Below are 17,899 nucleotides of genomic sequence, written 5' to 3'. Positions count from 1 at the left end.
AGGAGATTCATGGGCAACGATTACAAATACTAACGACCGCCTTTTCGACCTATGTTATTAGCCAGAACACAGAGGATTTCCCACATCATTGTCGCGCCGACAAGCGCTGTATTACCGCTAGGGTCGAAGGGTGGTGACACCTCAACGACATCGCCCCCGACCAAGTTAAGGCCAATCAGGTTGCGCAACATGCGTTGAGCCTCGAGTGTATTCAGCCCTCCAACTTCCGGCGTGCCTGTCCCTGGGGCATAGACTGGATCCAGGCAGTCCACGTCAAAGCTCACATAGGTCTTCTGATCGCCTACCACGCGATGGATCTCGTCAATCACGGCGTTCATACCCAAATCTTCATATTCCTCAATGCGAATGACACGAATTCCCTGCTCAAGCCCCCAGACATCATCCTGTTCGCTATAGAGCCCTCCTCGGATACCGATCTGAATGGTCCGCTTGGGATCCAGCACGCCTTCCTCAATGGCACGCCGAAAAGGCGTGCCATGGGTATATTTACAGCCTCCAAAATAGCGATCGAAGGTATCGGTATGGGCGTCGAAGTGAACCATACCGAGCGGCCCATGACGCTCAGCTAGGGCACGCAGCACCGGCAGGCTGATCAGATGGTCGCCACCGGCTGTCAGAGGAAGAATGCCCTGATCAACGACTTGTCGAAAAAAGGTTTCTACGCGGCTCAGCGTATCCTCAATCAGGACAGGGTTGACTGGGGTATCCCCCAGGTCAGCACAGTTCGCTAGCTGATAAGGATTGATCTCTAAACTGGGATGGAACTTGCGCATCAGAGAAGACTGGTCACGCATCTGGCGCGGACCATGCCGAGCACCGGCTCGGTTGGTAGTTCCCCCATCCCAGGGTACGCCGATCAGGCCGATATCCACGTCCTGCGCTTCCTCAAGCGGCACATGAGGGAGCCGCATGAATGTCGCGATACCGGCAAAGCGCGGCGTGCCATTGGAATCGACGGGCATAAAACGGTTGTGTTGTTCTGTCATGTCATTTTTTCCTTACAGCGAGAGTTGGCTAACGAGAGCTACATCGATAGCTCTCGTTGACACAGTAATAGCGCCGCTTTATGTTTCAATAAATAACAAACAAGGAAATTAAGGTTGACAAAAAACACAACTAAAAAATCAGCCGTCAGCGCCCTCTCTGGCGAAATCAGCGACTTTGACCTTCGTCTGTTGCGGATCTTCAAAAACGTCGTGGAGTGTGGCGGGTTCTCGGCGGCTGAGGTGGAACTCAACATCAGCCGCTCGGCCATCAGCCGCTATATGAGCGACCTTGAAACACGCCTTCGCATGCGTCTATGCAACCGAGGCCGGGCCGGATTTTCTCTCACAGGGCAGGGGAACCAAGTTTATGATAATTTGTTAAAACTACAGGCCGACTTGGAAAAGTTTCGCTCCAACATCAATGCCATACATCACCGTTTAGTGGGAGATCTACACCTAGGCCTGACCGACAACACCATTTCTGATCCGAATTCACAGATCACCTCAGTGATCGCTCGGCTTAAGGAGCTGGGCCCCGATGTCACGATCACCCTGGAAACGACCGGGCCCAACGAGATTGAGCGCGCCCTGATTGAGGGCCGCTTGCATATCGGCATCCTGCCATGTCACCAAGAGCTTCCCGGGTTGCGCTATCACAAGCTATATCGCGAGACATCTTACCTCTACTGCGGCCACAGGCATCCCCTCTACTCGCACTCAAAAAATATGCTTCACAGTGCGCAGCTATGTAATCATGACTATGTCGCGCCCGCCTACAAGCCGGATATCAACCTGCTCAACTTGCAATCCTTATTGAAGCCCACTGCGCGCGCCTACCAGATGGAGGGTATTGCCAACTTGATCCTGAGTGGGCACTTCATCGGCTTCCTTCCCGAACACTATGCCCGCCAGTGGACCAATGACTCTCAAATGCGAGCCTTGCTACCTGACAAGTTTCATTTTGACACCACCTTCATGGCTGTACAGAAGAACGAAACGCAACCCCATCTTCTAAGAGACTCTTTTCTTCAACTGTTGCTTGACGAGTATGGTCAGCATGAACCATTCCCCTGACACAACCAGCCGCGCTCCGACGATTCCACGCGCATATCGACAAAAAACGGGGCCGCCATGATGGCTCAGCACCGGTTCTCTTTTACGACGGCTCAGCTAGATGGAACCTCTCACCCTCTTGTCACGCTCTAGGCCGTTCAGCCCCGCCACCAGCGCCTCGAAGCGCTGACCCGTTCGGCCGGTGCAGATCAGTTGCTCAGCCAGGGTGCAACAGATGCAGCCGTTGGCCAGCTGAATCACCTGATCGTCCCGATGGTCGATCAGCTCGACGTCGATGTTAATATCGTCGAAACCGTCGATCACCGTCAGGGCACCTTCGACGCTTCATTCGGCTTCATGCACGCCCCCAGCACCGTTGCCGCTACCCGTATTTCTTTAAGGGCTTAAGGTAGCGGGGCCCGCGGGTCACGATCCAGCGCGACCATGTCGGCGAATTTGCCAATCTCGAGACTGCCTGCCAGGTGACCTAGGCGCAGTGTATAGGCCGCACCCAGGCTGTCAGCAGAGTAATACGTCAGTTAGAGGCGCTGACAGGAGTGACACTACTCAAACGAAATGACCGCAATGTCGCGCTAACGGCAGAAGGAAAAGCGCTCTATAGAAAAGAAAAGCGCTCTATAGAGAGTGCAGGAAAGTAGCCACATCCTAAAGAATACCAGCGCCAGTACTGTTAGAGCTGCTGGCGGCGAATCTGGCTACCTGACTATCGGATATATCGTTTTGGACATCAACGGGCCTTTGCCTAGGTGCCTGTCACAGTTCTATGAGTCCTTCCCCGATGTCAGTATCGAGCTGAGACCGCACGACTCTCACGATCATCCGTTAGAAAAACATCGGCCCCCCCCTTGAAGCTTTAGCCCGTGACTTCGTCATACTCGGCAACTCCGACAGCTGGCGTCACTTCATTCCTCACCTGCAGTCCTACTGTCTAAAATCAGGAGTTATTCCCCGCGTCGCGCTGGGAACCCCCAATAATGACAGCATCCCGGGGCTGGTGGCTGCCCGAATGGGCGTGACTCTCTACCCAGATTGCGAGCTAAACCACACACGAGGTGACATCGCCATTCATCCGCTGGAAAACAGCGATGCCAGGCTGAGCATCGAGCTCGCCTGGCATCTTGACAACTCTAATCCAGCCGTCACGCCCTTCATCGAGCAGAGCGGGTGACTGAGAAGCGTGATAGTGATTCGGCGGGCGCAGGCTCGCCAAACCGCCAGTAATCGACGCTCAAATCACTTCGTCCTTGAGATGATACCAGCGATACAAGAACCGCTGCCCAGTGCGCCGAAACGGTGCAAAGGCCTGTGACTCAACCAGCTCACGCAGATTGGGGAACGGCAGCCTGGAGGTGAAAATCGGCAGATCTAGCTTCTGCCCATCCCCGGCGATCCATTGCGCGAGGCGCCGCCCGGCCTGAGCTGAATACATCACGCCATTGCCTCCGTAGCCCAGGGCGTAGAAGACCATTTCCTTGGTATTAGGCTGATGGATACGCGGCATCATATCGTGACTAACATCCACCCAGCCCCACCATGAGTAATCGATATCGATGCCTTGAAGCGCAGGAAACTTACGATGCATGTCGCCAATCAACCTCAACTCATGCGCCTTCTGCGGCGCATCGCGGCCGGTGATGGCACTGCGGCTACCAATTTGCAAGCGGTTGTCTGGCAGCAAACGATAGTAGTGGCGCAGGATCCGCGTATCGGTGATTACCTGGTGCGTACGCAGGTTACAGGCCTCGATCTCATCATCTGTCAGCTGTCGTGTGACGATGGAGTTCGAGAGGATCGGCAGCAATCGATTCTTGAGCTCACGATGCAGACTTTGGGAGGTATAACCGCCGGTGGCAATACCCACTGCCCGCGCCTTAACCACGCCGCCCGGAGTCTGCAGGTAGTGCACGCCGTCACGGGTCTCGAAACCCTGTACCGGACTTGCCGGATGGATCTTTACTCCCAGAGCCCGAGCCTTGCGATGATAGCCGAATGCCAGCTTACCGGCATGGATGCCGATGCCCTCAGGCTCGTGCATGGCCCCAGCCGCTTCCTGATCACCGATCCACTCGCGCTTGACGGTATCGGCATCCAGAATCTGAGCATCGTAATCGAAAGTTTCGCGCAGCAGCTTGGCCTCCTTCTCAAGGATCGGCACCATCTTGTCACGATGCGCCACATAAAGATGACCGCCGGGCTGTGGATCACAGTCGATGTCCTTGATGAGTTCCTTGAAAGTTGCCATACCGTCGAGGCATTCGCGATGCAGCTTCAGCGCGGTATCCAGACCATATCGCTGGATCCACTGGGAGCGCTTGAGACGCCCCGAGGCGCACTGTGCCTGCCCGCCGTTGCGGGTTGAACAGCCCCAGCTGGTCCGATTGGCCTCCAGCACGGTGGCCTTGATCCCGTACTCCTCGGCCAGGAAGATCGCCGCGGTCAATCCGGTAAAACCAGAGCCGATGATCACCACATCGGCATCCGTATCTTGGGTGATCGGCCCGTCATCAGCCGGCGGCTCGCCGGCGGTGCCGACCCAGTAGGTTGGCGCATAGTCACGACCCGTCCCCGGGGTTTTGCTCTTCAGGGGATCATAGGCCGGATCATATGGCAGGGCGGGAGAGGTCTTGGTGGCCTCAGCCTCCACCCCATTTGTTAGTCTTGTTGTCTCCATGATCGCACTCCTAACAGTCTGGGTCCCGTGTTCAAGCCCGAGTCAATCAGGAATTGATGGGGGGACGATTCTTGCGGAATGCGTTCTTCACGGCGATCTTGCCATCACGGAAAGTGAAGGCATCAATCATCCGCGCCTCAGAGCGCACACCGTCAGCAGTGGTGCCCTGATAGGTAGACTCAGTGAACCCCTTGTCACCGACCACATGATGCTCAGCATCAGTCCAGCAGGCATCGGACGCCGCCTTCCAAGCATTCTCGAGCCCCTGGCGAACTTCGGCCTGGCCAACAAAGCTCTTGCCAAATAAGTCAGGGCCACCAACAGCATGAAAAACACAATCATCAGTCATCATACTCATAACAGCATCTATATCGTGGCGATTCAAAGCATCACTAAAAGACTGAAGGAAAACAGTATCAATTTGACTCATTTTTTCTCCTAAGCACCATTGAAGCAATGTAAATAAAAGCGGGAAAGCGACCGGCAGCTATCATCCACTACCGTACGGCACCCGCTGACTATTCATTAGCGCCAGTTATCAGCCAGACATTAGACCAGACTGTATTCAGCAATGATTAGCTGTTCGCAACGCTGGGCGAAAAGGCTCCGGATCAACAATCGGGGGGCACCCAAGTAGCTCATCAACCAATAGGCGAGTCGCAGCTGGAGCCAGGACCAAGCCATTGCGATAATGGCCAGCATTAACAAAAAGCCCGCTCACATTAGGAACCCTTCCTATAAAAGGCACGCCTTCAGGTGCCGCCGGCCGCAACCCCGACCAATGATGCTCAATTTCGCATTCAGCGAGTTCTGGCATAATAGAAATAGCACTAGCGTATAAAGAGTCTTTAGCTTCTGGTGTCGGTATTTTGTCAAAGCCAGCCTCCTCAAGAGTCGAGCCCACTAATACGCACCCATCAGCGCGAGGTATTAGGTAACGACCAGCGCGCAGAACGACCCTCTCTAGCCACTGCCTCTCGCTAGAGACAAGTGGCGTTCTGAACAGCATCATTTGACCTTTGACTGGACGTACCGGCAAATTAATTCCCAAGTCAGCCAATAGCAGCCCTGTCCAGGCTCCACCACATAGAATTACTTGGCCAGCAGCAACTCTCCCAGTGGCAGTTTCAACGCCGCTTACATGCCCTCGTTTAATAGTCAGTCTTTCAACCAAGCAATGCTCGTGTAAATCTACGTTAGGCAATGCTTTAAGTTTGGCACGTAATGCTTGACCCAGCCGAGGATTACGTAAACTGCCTAAAGTCGGCATCCACATTCCGCCAGCCAGTCCCTCAGCAAGCCTGGGCTCGCGAGAATAAACAGCTTTAGAGCTAATTCGACTCAGCGGCTTATTTACTTGTCTAGCCCATTTAATAGCCTCATCTTCATCTTCCACGTCTAGATAAAGCAGCCCTTTCTGGCGAAACTCTGGATCAATACCAGTCTCCTCCACTAAGCGAGCTGCCAAGCCTGCATAGCGCCCTTCCGACCAGCTAGCTAATTGCGAAATAGGAGCAGAGTAACGCCAAGGATAGAGAGGAGAAATAATGCCACCCCCGGCCCAAGTGGCTTCTCCGGCACACCTTCCACGCTCCACAAGAGCCACTCCATGACCAGCCTCGGCCAACTGCCAAGCAGTCATCATACCGATGACACCACCACCAATAACCAGAAAATCTTTCACCAACCACCTCCTTAAACCGCCATTACAGACACTTCCGTTCCAAGCCAAGCAACTACCTCAATAAAACCATGGAAAAACAATCCATCCGAAAACCAAACAAGCCATCACCGCTTAAACGGCCAACTTAACCCCAAGAACATAAATAATAAAAAAACCAAAAAACAACTTTAACCCAAGCACATAAAAACATGGAAAATAAAAAACGGAAAACCCTAGAAAAAACAACAACAATTATTTGAATTATTAAAAAAATCGAAAAATATTAAAAAATTATTTAAACGCCTCCCCCGATACTTCTCGAGCAAGGCGCGTCAGATTCTTCAGTACGCCATAGTGCTTTGAGGCTCGCCCATAGCCGTCCACCATGTGCGCTACTTCTTACCCACACATCACTCTTACCAGTCGGATTCCGGCTAACTAAAAAATATCCATAACATCTAGAAATGCCGGACTCATAATCCCAAACCTATCCATAACGCCCTATAACGCCGTTGACGACTAAGGTCTCTACGAAGCCTACGAAGGCATCATCACCAGCTTGTTTACCGCGACCTGGCGGATACCTGTGCTCATAAGCCCCCTTATGAAGCAACGCTCACAGAGCTCTTGAAATGCTTTATTATGAAATAATTTATATCGTTTTTTAGAACACAGCATCACTCTAGGTCGCTAACACCTCGCCGTCAACATCGTGTCTCATAAATTGGTATGATTTGATTCTTTTTAAGAAACTGATCTATTATCGAACGATCGCTCAACGTGACGTACCTGCAACACAACAATCGCCCATTGATGCGCCAAACTCAGCAATATGGCCACAGGGCTCAAGGTCAACGGCCAACGATGGCCGAGGAGACAGTGATGACAGATCTAATCAATGCCAAGCCCAACGTTATGCGCTCGGCCCGTGAACTCTTCGGTATCGATAGCGACCTCGAGGTTCCCACCTTCAGCGAACGTGACGAATACGTGCCGGAAATCGACGAAGCCTATCGTTTTAATCCCGATGTGACGTTGGCGATCCTGGCCGGCTTCACTCGCAACCGCCGAGTAATGATCCAGGGGCTCCACGGCACCGGCAAGTCTACACATATCGAACAAGTCGCCGCCCGCCTCAACTGGCCCTGCCTACGAGTCAATCTCGACGGCCATATCAGCCGTCTCGATCTGGTCGGCAAGGACACCATCGTGGTGCGCGACGGGGTACAGGTCACCGAATTTCAGGAAGGCATTGTACCCTGGTCCCTACAGCGCCCAGTGGCACTGATCTTCGACGAGTACGACGCCGGTCGCCCGGACGTAATGTTCGTCATCCAGCGCATCCTCGAGCGCGACGGGAACTTCACCCTGCTCGATCAGAGTCGGGTCGTCCATCCCCACTCCAACTTCCGACTGTTCGCTACCGCCAATACCGTAGGCCTAGGCAACCTCTCTGGGCTCTACCAGGGCACCCAGGTGCTTAATCACGCTCAGATCGATCGCTGGAACATTGTCGCCAAGCTCGACTACCTTCCTCGAGAAGAGGAGGTAGCGATCGTGCTGAGCCGAGTACCCAGTAAGAACTACGAGAAAGGACGCGAGTTGATTTCTGCCATGGTGGCGGTCGCAAACCTGACCCGTCAGGGCTTCGCGGCAGGCGACCTGTCCACTCTGATGTCACCGCGCACCGTAATCACCTGGGCCGAAAACTGCGAGATTTTCCGCAATCCCGCCCTGGCCTTCCGGCTCTCGTTCCTCAACAAGTGTGACGAGGCGGAACGCCCCATCGTTGCCGAGTACTACCAGCGGTGTTTCAGCGTAGAGCTCGACGAATCCTGGACGCAGGAGGCTCAACCGTCATGACTGTAAGCGCCCAGCAGCAGGCGCGCCGGCAGCAACAGATCGAGGAGCTCTGCGCGGCCAGCCTACGCGCCATAACCGGCCACGCCGACCTGCACTATCGCGGGCAGCGTCTCTATCAAGGCGAGAGGCGCCTCCCTACCCATGCGCCACACCTTCGCACCGACCCAGCCGAAGATGATTTCGCCGACTGCCGTGCCGTCGCCGATGGCATGGCGATGCGCCTGCTGAGCTCCGACATGGCCGTGCATCGACAACATTGCCCCAATGACCCCATCGAGCGGCTGGTATTCGAGCTTCTCGAACAGCTGAGGGTCGAAACCCGGGTTCCCGCCGACATGCCCGGCATGGCTGACAACCTGCTGCAGCGCTTCGAGCGTTGGTCGCGAGATTTCTATCGCTCCGGCCTTACCGAGGGCAGCGTCGGGCTGTTGCTCTACACCGTGGCCCAGATGTGCTGGTCACGCTTGCATGCCCGGCCGGTACTAGAAGAAACCGAGGACTATATCGAGAGCACCCGCGCTTCCCTGGCAAAGGCACTCGGTAAGGCACTGTACGGCCTGCGCCGCCAACGCCACGACCAGGATGCCTACGCTGAACACGCCCTGGAAATAGCGGCCATTGTCGGTGAGCGTGTACACGCCGAACGGACTCAGGCTCGGGGTGACGATGACGACGAAACTGCCGACCATGAAGAGGCCGCCACCGGCGCCTTTGCGCTGTTGCTCGACTTCGAGGACAGTGAGGGCGACGATGCCGATATCGCCGCGGCTGCCACGGGGCGCAGCAAGGTCTTCGAAGACTCCGCATCGGTCTATCGCGTTTTCACTACCCGCTTCGACCGAGAGGTCAACGCCGGCAGCCTGGTCCGCCGCGCCCTACTCCGCGAATATCGCGAACGCCTCGACCAGGCCTCGGCCGAACAGGGCATCAACCTCCCTCGCCTAGCGCGACGGCTCGGCAGCATACTGTGGGAACCTCGCCAGGATGGCTGGGCCTTCGGCGAAGAAGAGGGTCGTATCGATGGGCGTCGCCTGGCACAACTGGTCAGCTCACCTACCGAGCGGCGGCTGTTCTATCGTGAACAGATCAAACTGGGTACCGACTGCGCTGTCAGCCTGCTGATCGACTGCTCCGGCTCCATGAAGCATCACATCGTTCCGGTAACGATAATGGCCGAGAGCCTGATCCGTGCGCTAGAGATGATTGGCGCCGAGACCGAGCTGCTTGGCTTCACCACAGGCGCCTGGAATGGCGGCCGCGCCTATAAGGAGTGGATGCGCAGCGGACGCCCCCGCGAGCCGGGCCGACTCAACGAGGCCTGTCACATGGTGTTCAAGGACGCCGACCGTAGCTGGCGCCGAGCTCGCACCGACATTGCCGCCCTGTTGAAGGCCGACCTGTTTCGTGAGGGCATCGACGGCGAAGCGGTGGACTGGGCCTGCGAGCGGCTGCTCGCCCGGTCAGAGAATCGTCGCATTCTGATCGTGATCTCTGACGGTTGCCCAGCGGACAGTGCCACCAATCTAACCAACGACACCTATTATCTGGACAACCACCTCAAGGAAGTGGTCGCCCGACGCGCGCGTGAAGGCCTGGTAGAAGTATTCGGTCTTGGAGTGGGCCTGGACCTGAGCCCCTTCTACCGACGCAGCCTGGCCACCGATATGTCCGAGACGCTGGACACTCACCTGTTCGACGAGATCGTCGAACTGATCGGCGGCCAACACCGCCGTTGAACCTTACACCCTATACCGGCACAGAGGAGAAGAACATGACAATCAAGGTTATCGATTTCGGCAAGAGTGCCAGCACGACTGCGCGCTGGCGCTTGGCTGATCTGCCAAGTCGTGTCGTCGAAGGCGATCCACAACACGAGTCCACGCTATTCTTCGAGAGCCCTGACAGCAAGATGGTCGCAGGTACCTGGACTAGCACCCTGGGCAAGTGGCACGCCTTCACCGATCGCGACGAATTCTGTTACATCCTCTCGGGCCATGTACGCCTGGTCGCCGAAGACGGTAGCGCCCAGACCTTTCGCAGCGGCGACGCCTTTCTGGTTCCCGACGGTTTCCGCGGTTACTGGGAGGTGATCGAGACCACCACCAAACATTTTGTAATTCGCGACCACGCCGCAGATTGAGACAAGATATATGGCCAAAACACGCCTAGTACATCAGTTCGGCATGGGCACCTCGATTCGTAGCCGCAACTACACTGAAGCTGCAGCACGGGCGATCCGCGACGCTTTGTGGCATCACTCCCTCAACCTGGCCGACGCCTTCGACTTCCCCCGAGAGACGATGCTGATCGACGTCGAGATCGGCGTACAGAAACCAGAGGCCGTGGATAGAAACGCCCTGAGGGAAGTCTTCCCTTACGGCCAGCCGAGCATCACCGTGGTCAAAGGCGGCCTCGACATCGACAAGCCTGATGGTAGCGGCACCACCGTGATCGCCAATGCCGCCGTCATCGTTTCCTTTGATATGGAGCCGTATCATGACTGAGAAGCGTATCATTCTCGAGATGGGGACCGGCAATGACCTCTACGGCGAGGACTACACTAAAGCCGCCTGCCGCGCAATACAGGATGCCCTGCACCACTCCTCCATCGTACTGTTCAAGTCACTCGGCATCGACCACCACGAGATGCGAGTTCAAGTAACCATCGGCGTACAGCAGCCCGAACGGGTCGATATCGAAACGCTACATGCCGAATTGCCCCGTGGCCGCCCTGAGGTCAAGGTGGTTCACGGCGGCCTCGACGTTCACGACTCAGGCAACACCACCACCCATGTGATTGCCACCGCGGCAATTGCCGCCTTCCTGACGCTGGAGGATGGCGCCTGGAAACTGAGCGGCCAGGGAAGCTGAGGCTCTCCGACTGACCTGCTGGCTCCCACCGCAGACCAGCTTGGCTTATCCGCATGTCAGGCATCGTTGTGGTGTCAGGGCATGAGCGTACTCGGGCAGCGCCTCAACCTCTACCAGCTCCACCACCGGCCGCCCAGTATCGACCTGCAGGGGCAAGCCAAGGTGGCCGTAGCCATCACCACAATCAATCCGAGAAACGTCGATACCGAGGAGTGACCGAGACCCATCTATTTCCTTCGACCATCAATCTTGTCAATGCGGGCCTTAGCCATGCACTGGTGACCCGATATCTGCCGACAGTTTTCTCCGACGGCATGATGGCGATGTCACGATTGTAGCCTTCGAACCAGCCATCGACCTGGAGATTGTCTTGATCACCTCGCGATGTCACCCGCCCTCAAGGTACTGCCAGCGTTTTTTACCCTACCTCAAAGCCGGGCTCAAAACCTAGCAGCAGCCACCGCCAAGGCGACGGAAGGGGCAACATCAGTCATCCTTAGGGCATTTATAAGCTTCACACCAGCTCCGAGGTAATCAGCCCACCTCCGATCACCATCAGGGTAGCAAAGGCCAGGCGGCGCATTGCCAACGCCGAAAGCGGTGGTGGCCAGCGGCGGCCTACATAGGTCGCTAGGGCCACTACCGGAATAGCCCAGGCAGCAAGAGTTAGTATCTCGGGATTCAGCTGTCCACGCATACCGACAAACAGAGTACGCATACCAGAAGTGGCCGCAAACAGCAGTATCAGCATATTACGAATCGCCATCAACGGCATCGGCTGGCGATAGCACTGATAGATGACCGGCGGCCCGGCGATGCCAAACAGCCCCCCGAACAACCCCGAAAACATGCCACTGATAAAGAAACTGCCTCGCGAGGAGAGCGTTTCGCGAGGTCTCGGCCTGAGCACCAGGCTCAGCCCGCCGTAGCACACCACCAGACCGAGGGCGATGCGCAACACGCTGGCTGCGCTGTGACTTAAATAGTCAAGCAACAGCACACCGACAATGGTCGACGGAATAATACCTGCGACAGTGGCAGCCGTGACGCGTAGATCGAGGAGTTTCAGCTTACCTGGCAATGCCACGGCGCAATTGGCCAGTGTCATCAGGCTAACCACCGCGGCCACCGAAGCCATCGAGGTGATAGACAACCCGCTGGTGGCGCCCATCACGATCATTCCTAGGCCGAAGCCGGTCACCGTCTGAAAGTAACCGGCAATCACGGCAATGGCCACGAAGGGCAGCAGAACGTCGATGCTCATGGCGGCCTCAGGCGTCGTCAGCTACGGTGGTGTCTCGCGACTCGGCGGCCTGTGCCTGTACAGTCGTCACAGCAATAACATGATAGATATCATCAGCACTGCAACCACGCGATAAATCATTGGCCGGCTTTGCCAGTCCTTGTAGAAGCGGGCCGATGGCCTCGGCACCACCAATTCGCTCGGCCAGCTTGTAACCAATATTACCGGATTGTAGATCGGGAAAGATCAATACATTAGCACTGCCTTGGACCTTAGAGTTGGGAAGTTTGCGCTCGGCGATATCGGCGACAATGGCCGCATCGAGCTGAACATCTTCGTCGATGGCAAGATCCGGACGTTCGGCCTTGACCCGCCGTGCTGCCCGCACCACCTTCTCTACGCTGTCATGCTGGGCACTGCCGCTAGTCGAGAACGACAGCATGGCAACCCTAGCTTCTTCCCCCAACAGGGTCTCGGCACTGTCAGCCGCTGTCAGCGCGATCTGTGATAGCTTCTCGTCATCGGGGGCGATGACCAGCCCACAGTCGGAAAAAATCATGCCGCCCTTGAGATTATGGAATGGCTTGCAAAGCATCATCAGAAAGAAACTCGATACCAGCTTGCTCCCCGGTGCTAGCCCCAACAATTGAATGGCACTCCTCACCACATCAGCAGTGGTATTGACCGCTCCCGCGACACTGCCGTCCGCGTACCCCTCACGCACAAGTAAATTAGCAAAGCATAGTGGTTCGCAGACAGAAATTTGAGCTTGTTCACGCGTCATACCTCTCTTCTCACGCAATGCATACAGCGCCTCAGCGAGGCTCTCACGTAAGGGAGAGTCCATAAGATCGATGATATCGATAGCCGCCAAGTCGAGCCCTAACAACTCCGCCTTGCGATTGATGCCCGTGCGTTCTCCTACTAAGACGACTCTGGCGATACCGTTTTCCGCCGCCTTGACGGCAGCATGCAACACTCTCTCATCCTCACCCTCGCAAAGCACAATACGTCGTGGGTCTTGGCGAGCTTGCTCTAGAATTCGGTTCAGTGCCTTCACGTCATATACCTCCTTCACTCTGACACAACCACGTACCCAGGAGCCCCCAGCAATGCTGGGGGAGGCACTACCATCAAGCGACCATTAAGTGCATCTAAGTCCGGGTCAAACGTAATCCTGATATTTCTCGAGCAAGCGCACTGGCTTTTTCAATGCGTCGCGGCGGAAGGGGTCGCCCAGCTCACGAGTGCACATAATCTCGATGACACAGGTTTTGCCTTCGTTCATCTGCATATCCAGTGCCTTCTTCAGTGCAGGCCCCACGTCTTCCAAACGGTCCACAGTGATGCCCTCTGCGCCCATCGCTCGCCCAATTTCGGCGAAACTTTGGTTGTCCAGCTCCCCCGCCACGAAGCGACGGTTATAAAATTCCACTTGGTTTTTCTTCTCAGCTCCCCATTGGCGGTTATGAAATACCACCGCAGTCACCGGAATCTCATGACGCACCGCCGTCATGATTTCCATTAAACTCATACCCCAGGCACCATCACCGGCGTAAGCGATGGCTGGGCGCTCCGGCGCAGCCACTTTAGCTCCCATGATGGTCGGAAGTGCATAGCCACAATTGCCGAAGCTCATTGGTGCGAAGAAACTGCGCGGTTTCTCGAAGCGCAGGTAGCTATGTGCCACCGCATTAATGTTACCAATATCAGTGGATACCATGACGTCTTCTGGCATCGCCTTTTCCAGCTCGCGCAGCACTTGGCGAGGATGGAGGTATTCGCCACCAGAAAATGGCGTCTCCCCTCTGGCCTCATCGATAGCATCAAGGCTGAACGGATCCTTCTCATGGGTCCACTCGTCCAGCTCACGCTCCCAAGCTGCCTTCTCGCTAGCAATTTGTTCGGCGCGCTCGCCCTTGGTGGCGTCGCAGACCAGCTCACGACTGGCTAAGCGCTCGGTGATCGCCTCAGCAGCTTCCTTGGCGTCACCACAGATGCCCACTGCAATCTTCTTCACCAGCCCCAACATTTTGTGGTCAGCGTCAATCTGGATAATCTTCGCATCCTTCGGCCAATAGTCCATACCGTGCTGCGGCAGGGTGCCAAACGGCCCCAGGCGCGTACCCAGCGCCACCACCACATCAGCCTGGGAGATTAACTTCATGCCAGCCTTAGAGCCCTGATAGCCTAGTGGACCACACCACAGCGAGTGGCTAGCTGGGAAAGAGTCATTGTGTTGATAGCTGTTAACTACCGGCGCACCCAAGCGCTCAGCCAGCGCTTTACAGGCCTCAACACCGTCGGCCATCACCACGCCGCCTCCAGACACAATCACTGGAAACTTAGCTTTAGCCAACAGCTCGGCTGCCTCGTTGAGAGTCTTAGTGCCGCCTGGGCCTCGGTCGAGACGAGCCGGCTTTGGAATCTCACACTCGATTTCACCATAAAAATAGTCGCGCGGGATGTTGAGCTGGGTCGGCCCCATTTCGGACATCGCACGATCGAAACACCGTCCAGTATATTCCGCCATTCTCGACGGATGAGTCACGTGGCCCTGATACTTAGTAAATTCCTGAAACATCGGCAGTTGATGACACTCCTGGAAGCCACCCAGGCCGATGCCAGTAGTGCCGGTCTCTGGGGTTACGATGACCACCGGACTGTGCGCCCAATAGGCCGCGGCAATGCCAGTCACACAGTTAGAGATTCCAGGGCCGTTTTGGCCAATCACTGCACCATGACGACCCGAGACCCGGGCATAGCCGTCCGCCATATGCGCTGCCCCTTGCTCATGCACCACTGGCACCAGACGGATCCCTGCCGGAGCAAAAATATCCATAGCGTCCATAAATGCTGAACCCATAATGCCAAACATATCCGTAACGCCGTTGGCGACTAGAGTCTCTACGAATGCTTCCGAAGGTGTCATCACCTGCTTACCTTCCACGACTTGACGGGTATCTGTGGTGTTATCTGTGCTCATGGTTGACCTCCTGAATACGACCTATATATTTTTTTATGATATGAAAAGTTCCGTATAACGAAACTTTACTCGAATTTAGTCGCCTATTTGACAAAGGTCAACATTAAATTTCGTAAAGCGGTACAAATTGATTTCTTTTACAGAACAGGATAACTTGGATACACAAGGGAGAGGCCTGCCATGACTAGCCACAAAACCGAAACAACGCGTATAGAAGGCGACACCCCTGCACAGCGCCTGTTAGCGCTGCTGGAAGTTATCGCTGAAAAGGATCATTTCTTCACTTTGCAAAGCCTAGTGGAGGAAACTGGTATGCCCAAACCGACACTGCATCGTATGCTCCAGCAACTGGAAGGAGCCGGCATGCTACAACGTGAGGCAGATAGCCGGCATTATGGCAAAGGCTGTCGTCTACGCCGACTGGCCGAAAATTTGCTGCTCAACGATACCGTCCATGGTGCACGACACGCCGTGCTGAGTCAGCTGGTTAACGAGGTGGGCGAGAGCTGTAACATCACTGCCATGTCAGGAAGTGATGTCCTTTACTTGGACCGAGTCGAGACCTCGGCGGCTTTGCGGTTTTATCTCCACCCAGGATCACGGGTTCCAGTACACTGCTCCGCTAGCGGCAAACTCTTTCTGGCACAGATGTCACCCGCTCAGCGTAGACGACTATTGGGAGAAGTCACCCTCAAAGCCTTCACAAAAAACACACTGACCGATATGGGTAAACTGGAACAAGAGATAGACAAAGTACGCCGACAAGGCTACGCCTTCGACGACGAAGAATTTCTGTCAGGGTTGTTATGCATCGCCGTGCTGGCCAACAACCCCCAAGGCGGCAAATCCAATATCGGAGTCGCGATTCAAGCTCCTATCATGCGCCTCACACGAGACCAGGCCCTAGAATGTTTGCCGGCACTTCAGCAGGCCGCCAACGCCATCGCCGCTATCGACAACGATGCAATGCTTAGTCAATACCACTCTGCCAGCAGCGTCTAACGACACAACTGGCAAACAACAGCCGACAACACAGTATCGTCGGCAACAACGCTTGACGGAGTGCCGTTAAAGACGGCTGAGATCATGCCCATCTAATCAAAGAAACAGCACGGGATTCCGTTGCACCTGAACTGGTTAGGATCAGCGTAGGGATCAAGCGACAGGCTGCGTTTCGCTGGCGCCGCACCAACGATCCGATGCTCGCCAACCTGCACTTCGACCTGATCCGTCCTCCCCCTTCGCGCCAAAACGAACAAGAATGTCACCCAGCTTCATTACATTCGACAGGGCACCATCACCCCAGAGATGGACTTCATTGCCATCCGCGAGAACCAGCGCCGCCAGACGCTTGGCACCGAAAAGGTCGAGTACACCCTTAGCCACCAACACCGTGACGAGAGTTTCGGCGCTCGCCTACCCGAGGAAACCACCCCAGAGTTCGTACGCAACAAAGTGGCCACCGGCCGAGCAATCATACCCTGCAACATAAACCATCCAGAATCCGAAAACCATCCAGAATCCGAACCGATGATCATCGGTCGTAACTTCTTGGTAAGGATCAACGGCAACCTCGGTAACTCGGCGGTTACTTCCTCCATCGAGGACGAGATCGAGGCCGACAAGATGACCTAGGGAATTCTCTGAGGCTCAGATACCATCATGGACCTCTCCACTGGACAGAACATCCACGCAACCCGTGAATGGATCATTCGCAATGCCCCAGTGCCCATTTATCAAGCGCTGGAGAAGGTTAATGGTGTGAACGAAAAGCTCACTTGAAAGGTATTCCACGACACCCTGATCTAGCCAAAGGGCACCCTGCCGCCGCCCCCCCAGCGTCGCGACAACGCGCTCTCTAAAGCACGCTTCGAGTTCCGCTGAGAAGATCAGTTCAATCTCGGCCTAGATCCAGACACCACCCGAGAATACCACGACGAAACTTTACCCAAAGACCCTGCTAAGGTGGCGCACTTCTGCTCCATGTGCGACCCCAAGTTTTGCTCAATGAAAATCAGCCAAGAGGTTCGAGAATACGCTCGAGATAGCAATCTCGAAGGCAGCCAAGAAGCTGTAATGAAGGGTATGGAGCAACAAGCCCAGAAATTTCGCCAGACAGGTGCAAAAATCTACAAAGCCATCTAAATAAAACCGCAGCAAGAGCTGGTCATACTTGCGATTCCAACCACAAAGAAAGTAGCTCCCAAAACACAAAGAGGTTGGGAGCTACGCCATGGCAGCTTTACCCCCTTAACTACAATTACTTATCAAAGTATTTTAATAAAAAAGTATCACCCTATCTCACAGCAAAAAAGATACACGACCGTTGCATTGGCGCTTTCTCGCCGGACGCTGTGTCGTGATTTTTGCTGCACTGGGTACCTTCATACCCAGCTGATTCAGTCACCACATGCTAGGCTTCATTAAGCAACCCGATGCCTTGGAGACAGCAGACAACGATATCATTGCCTGCCTCACAATCAGAGACGCCTTCGTCCTCAACACATGACGAAAAAACCAA

The 17,899-nt window shown here is 55.2% G+C and carries 18 protein-coding genes, 1 pseudogene and 1 riboswitch; of the genes and pseudogenes, 11 read left to right on the top strand and 8 right to left on the bottom strand.

From position 1 onward, the window contains the following. Window positions 1–29: 29 nt before the first annotated feature. A complete protein-coding gene (gene speB, locus H616_RS0109575) occupies window positions 30–1,007 on the bottom strand; it encodes an agmatinase (RefSeq protein WP_027967171.1) in 978 nt (325 codons plus the stop codon). A gap of 114 nt (window positions 1,008–1,121) precedes the next feature. Here speB and H616_RS0109570 point away from each other — a divergent pair, with 114 nt between their 5' ends. Beyond that, window positions 1,122–2,081, top strand: coding sequence for a LysR family transcriptional regulator (locus H616_RS0109570; protein ID WP_051234178.1), 960 nt, complete (start codon window positions 1,122–1,124; stop codon window positions 2,079–2,081). Window positions 2,082–2,177: 96 nt separating this feature from the next. Here H616_RS0109570 and H616_RS15650 read toward each other — a convergent pair whose 3' ends face one another. Continuing rightward, on the bottom strand, window positions 2,178–2,384 hold the full coding sequence (locus H616_RS15650) for a GTP-binding protein (RefSeq protein WP_027967169.1): 207 nt from the start codon (window positions 2,382–2,384) through the stop codon (window positions 2,178–2,180). A 176-nt stretch (window positions 2,385–2,560) separates the two neighbouring features. On the opposite strand from H616_RS15650, the gene H616_RS15810 reads away from it, so the two are divergent. Both H616_RS15810 and H616_RS15430 read left to right on the top strand, forming a co-directional pair. Further along, window positions 2,561–2,719, top strand: a complete 159-nt coding sequence (locus H616_RS15810) for a LysR family transcriptional regulator (protein ID WP_084155828.1) — start codon at window positions 2,561–2,563, stop codon at window positions 2,717–2,719. A gap of 194 nt (window positions 2,720–2,913) precedes the next feature. Continuing rightward, the gene (locus H616_RS15430; protein ID WP_084155826.1) at window positions 2,914–3,249 is read left to right on the top strand and encodes a LysR substrate-binding domain-containing protein; all 336 of its coding nucleotides are present in this window, start codon (window positions 2,914–2,916) and stop codon (window positions 3,247–3,249) included. A gap of 60 nt (window positions 3,250–3,309) precedes the next feature. Here the strand turns inward: H616_RS15430 and H616_RS0109555 are convergent, their stop codons facing one another. The 3 genes from H616_RS0109555 to thiO form a co-directional block, all read right to left on the bottom strand. Next, on the bottom strand, window positions 3,310–4,752 hold the full coding sequence (locus H616_RS0109555; RefSeq protein WP_027967168.1) for an NAD(P)/FAD-dependent oxidoreductase: 1,443 nt from the start codon (window positions 4,750–4,752) through the stop codon (window positions 3,310–3,312). A 46-nt stretch (window positions 4,753–4,798) separates the two neighbouring features. After that, complete coding sequence (locus H616_RS0109550) at window positions 4,799–5,182, bottom strand: nuclear transport factor 2 family protein (protein WP_027967167.1); 384 nt, start codon at window positions 5,180–5,182, stop codon at window positions 4,799–4,801. Between the two features lie 135 nt (window positions 5,183–5,317). Further along, window positions 5,318–6,436, bottom strand: a complete 1,119-nt coding sequence (thiO, locus tag H616_RS0109545; RefSeq protein WP_027967166.1) for a glycine oxidase ThiO — start codon at window positions 6,434–6,436, stop codon at window positions 5,318–5,320. Between the two features lie 861 nt (window positions 6,437–7,297). Here thiO and H616_RS0109540 point away from each other — a divergent pair. From H616_RS0109540 to H616_RS15755, 6 genes are all read left to right on the top strand, one after another. Then, the gene (locus tag H616_RS0109540) at window positions 7,298–8,278 is read left to right on the top strand and encodes an AAA family ATPase (RefSeq protein ID WP_027967165.1); all 981 of its coding nucleotides are present in this window, start codon (window positions 7,298–7,300) and stop codon (window positions 8,276–8,278) included. Next, window positions 8,275–10,014 (top strand): cobaltochelatase CobT-related protein, encoded by a 1,740-nt coding sequence (locus tag H616_RS0109535; RefSeq protein ID WP_027967164.1) that lies wholly within the window; start codon window positions 8,275–8,277, stop codon window positions 10,012–10,014. Before H616_RS0109540 ends, H616_RS0109535 begins: the two co-directional genes overlap by 4 nt. 35 nt (window positions 10,015–10,049) lie before the next feature. Beyond that, complete coding sequence (locus H616_RS0109530; RefSeq protein ID WP_035572978.1) at window positions 10,050–10,418, top strand: cupin domain-containing protein; 369 nt, start codon at window positions 10,050–10,052, stop codon at window positions 10,416–10,418. A 10-nt stretch (window positions 10,419–10,428) separates the two neighbouring features. Next, entirely contained in the window at window positions 10,429–10,782 is a 354-nt protein-coding gene (locus H616_RS0109525) for a Lin0512 family protein (protein WP_027967162.1), read from the top strand. Further along, the gene (locus H616_RS0109520; RefSeq protein WP_027967161.1) at window positions 10,775–11,149 is read left to right on the top strand and encodes a Lin0512 family protein; all 375 of its coding nucleotides are present in this window, start codon (window positions 10,775–10,777) and stop codon (window positions 11,147–11,149) included. The genes H616_RS0109525 and H616_RS0109520 overlap by 8 nt, the downstream gene beginning before the upstream one ends. Before the next feature lie 81 nt (window positions 11,150–11,230). Next, on the top strand, window positions 11,231–11,365 hold the full coding sequence (locus H616_RS15755; RefSeq protein WP_276195418.1) for a hypothetical protein: 135 nt from the start codon (window positions 11,231–11,233) through the stop codon (window positions 11,363–11,365). Window positions 11,366–11,663: 298 nt separating this feature from the next. Here the strand turns inward: H616_RS15755 and H616_RS0109510 are convergent, their stop codons facing one another. From H616_RS0109510 to xsc, 3 genes are all read right to left on the bottom strand, one after another. After that, a complete protein-coding gene (locus tag H616_RS0109510; RefSeq protein ID WP_027967160.1) occupies window positions 11,664–12,413 on the bottom strand; it encodes a sulfite exporter TauE/SafE family protein in 750 nt (249 codons plus the stop codon). Window positions 12,414–12,420: 7 nt separating this feature from the next. Further along, the gene (gene pta / locus H616_RS0109505) at window positions 12,421–13,452 is read right to left on the bottom strand and encodes a phosphate acetyltransferase (protein ID WP_027967159.1); all 1,032 of its coding nucleotides are present in this window, start codon (window positions 13,450–13,452) and stop codon (window positions 12,421–12,423) included. A 105-nt stretch (window positions 13,453–13,557) separates the two neighbouring features. Next, on the bottom strand, window positions 13,558–15,378 hold the full coding sequence (xsc, locus tag H616_RS0109500) for a sulfoacetaldehyde acetyltransferase (RefSeq protein WP_035572977.1): 1,821 nt from the start codon (window positions 15,376–15,378) through the stop codon (window positions 13,558–13,560). Between the two features lie 180 nt (window positions 15,379–15,558). Between xsc and H616_RS0109495 the strand changes: the two genes are divergently transcribed. Next, the gene (locus tag H616_RS0109495) at window positions 15,559–16,380 is read left to right on the top strand and encodes an IclR family transcriptional regulator (protein WP_027967157.1); all 822 of its coding nucleotides are present in this window, start codon (window positions 15,559–15,561) and stop codon (window positions 16,378–16,380) included. Between the two features lie 46 nt (window positions 16,381–16,426). Then, a riboswitch (TPP riboswitch) is annotated at window positions 16,427–16,550 on the top strand. A gap of 9 nt (window positions 16,551–16,559) precedes the next feature. Beyond that, window positions 16,560–17,523: pseudogene (locus H616_RS15425) on the top strand (phosphomethylpyrimidine synthase ThiC); the annotation flags it as partial. Between the last annotated feature and the right edge of the window lie 376 nt (window positions 17,524–17,899).

It is taken from the genome of Halomonas halocynthiae DSM 14573, assembly GCF_000425725.1.
Taxonomy (GTDB): Bacteria; Pseudomonadota; Gammaproteobacteria; order Pseudomonadales; family Halomonadaceae; genus Halomonas; species Halomonas halocynthiae.
The sequence above is the reverse complement of the archived record's forward strand: the minus strand, read 5'-3'. Positions and strand labels throughout refer to the sequence as shown.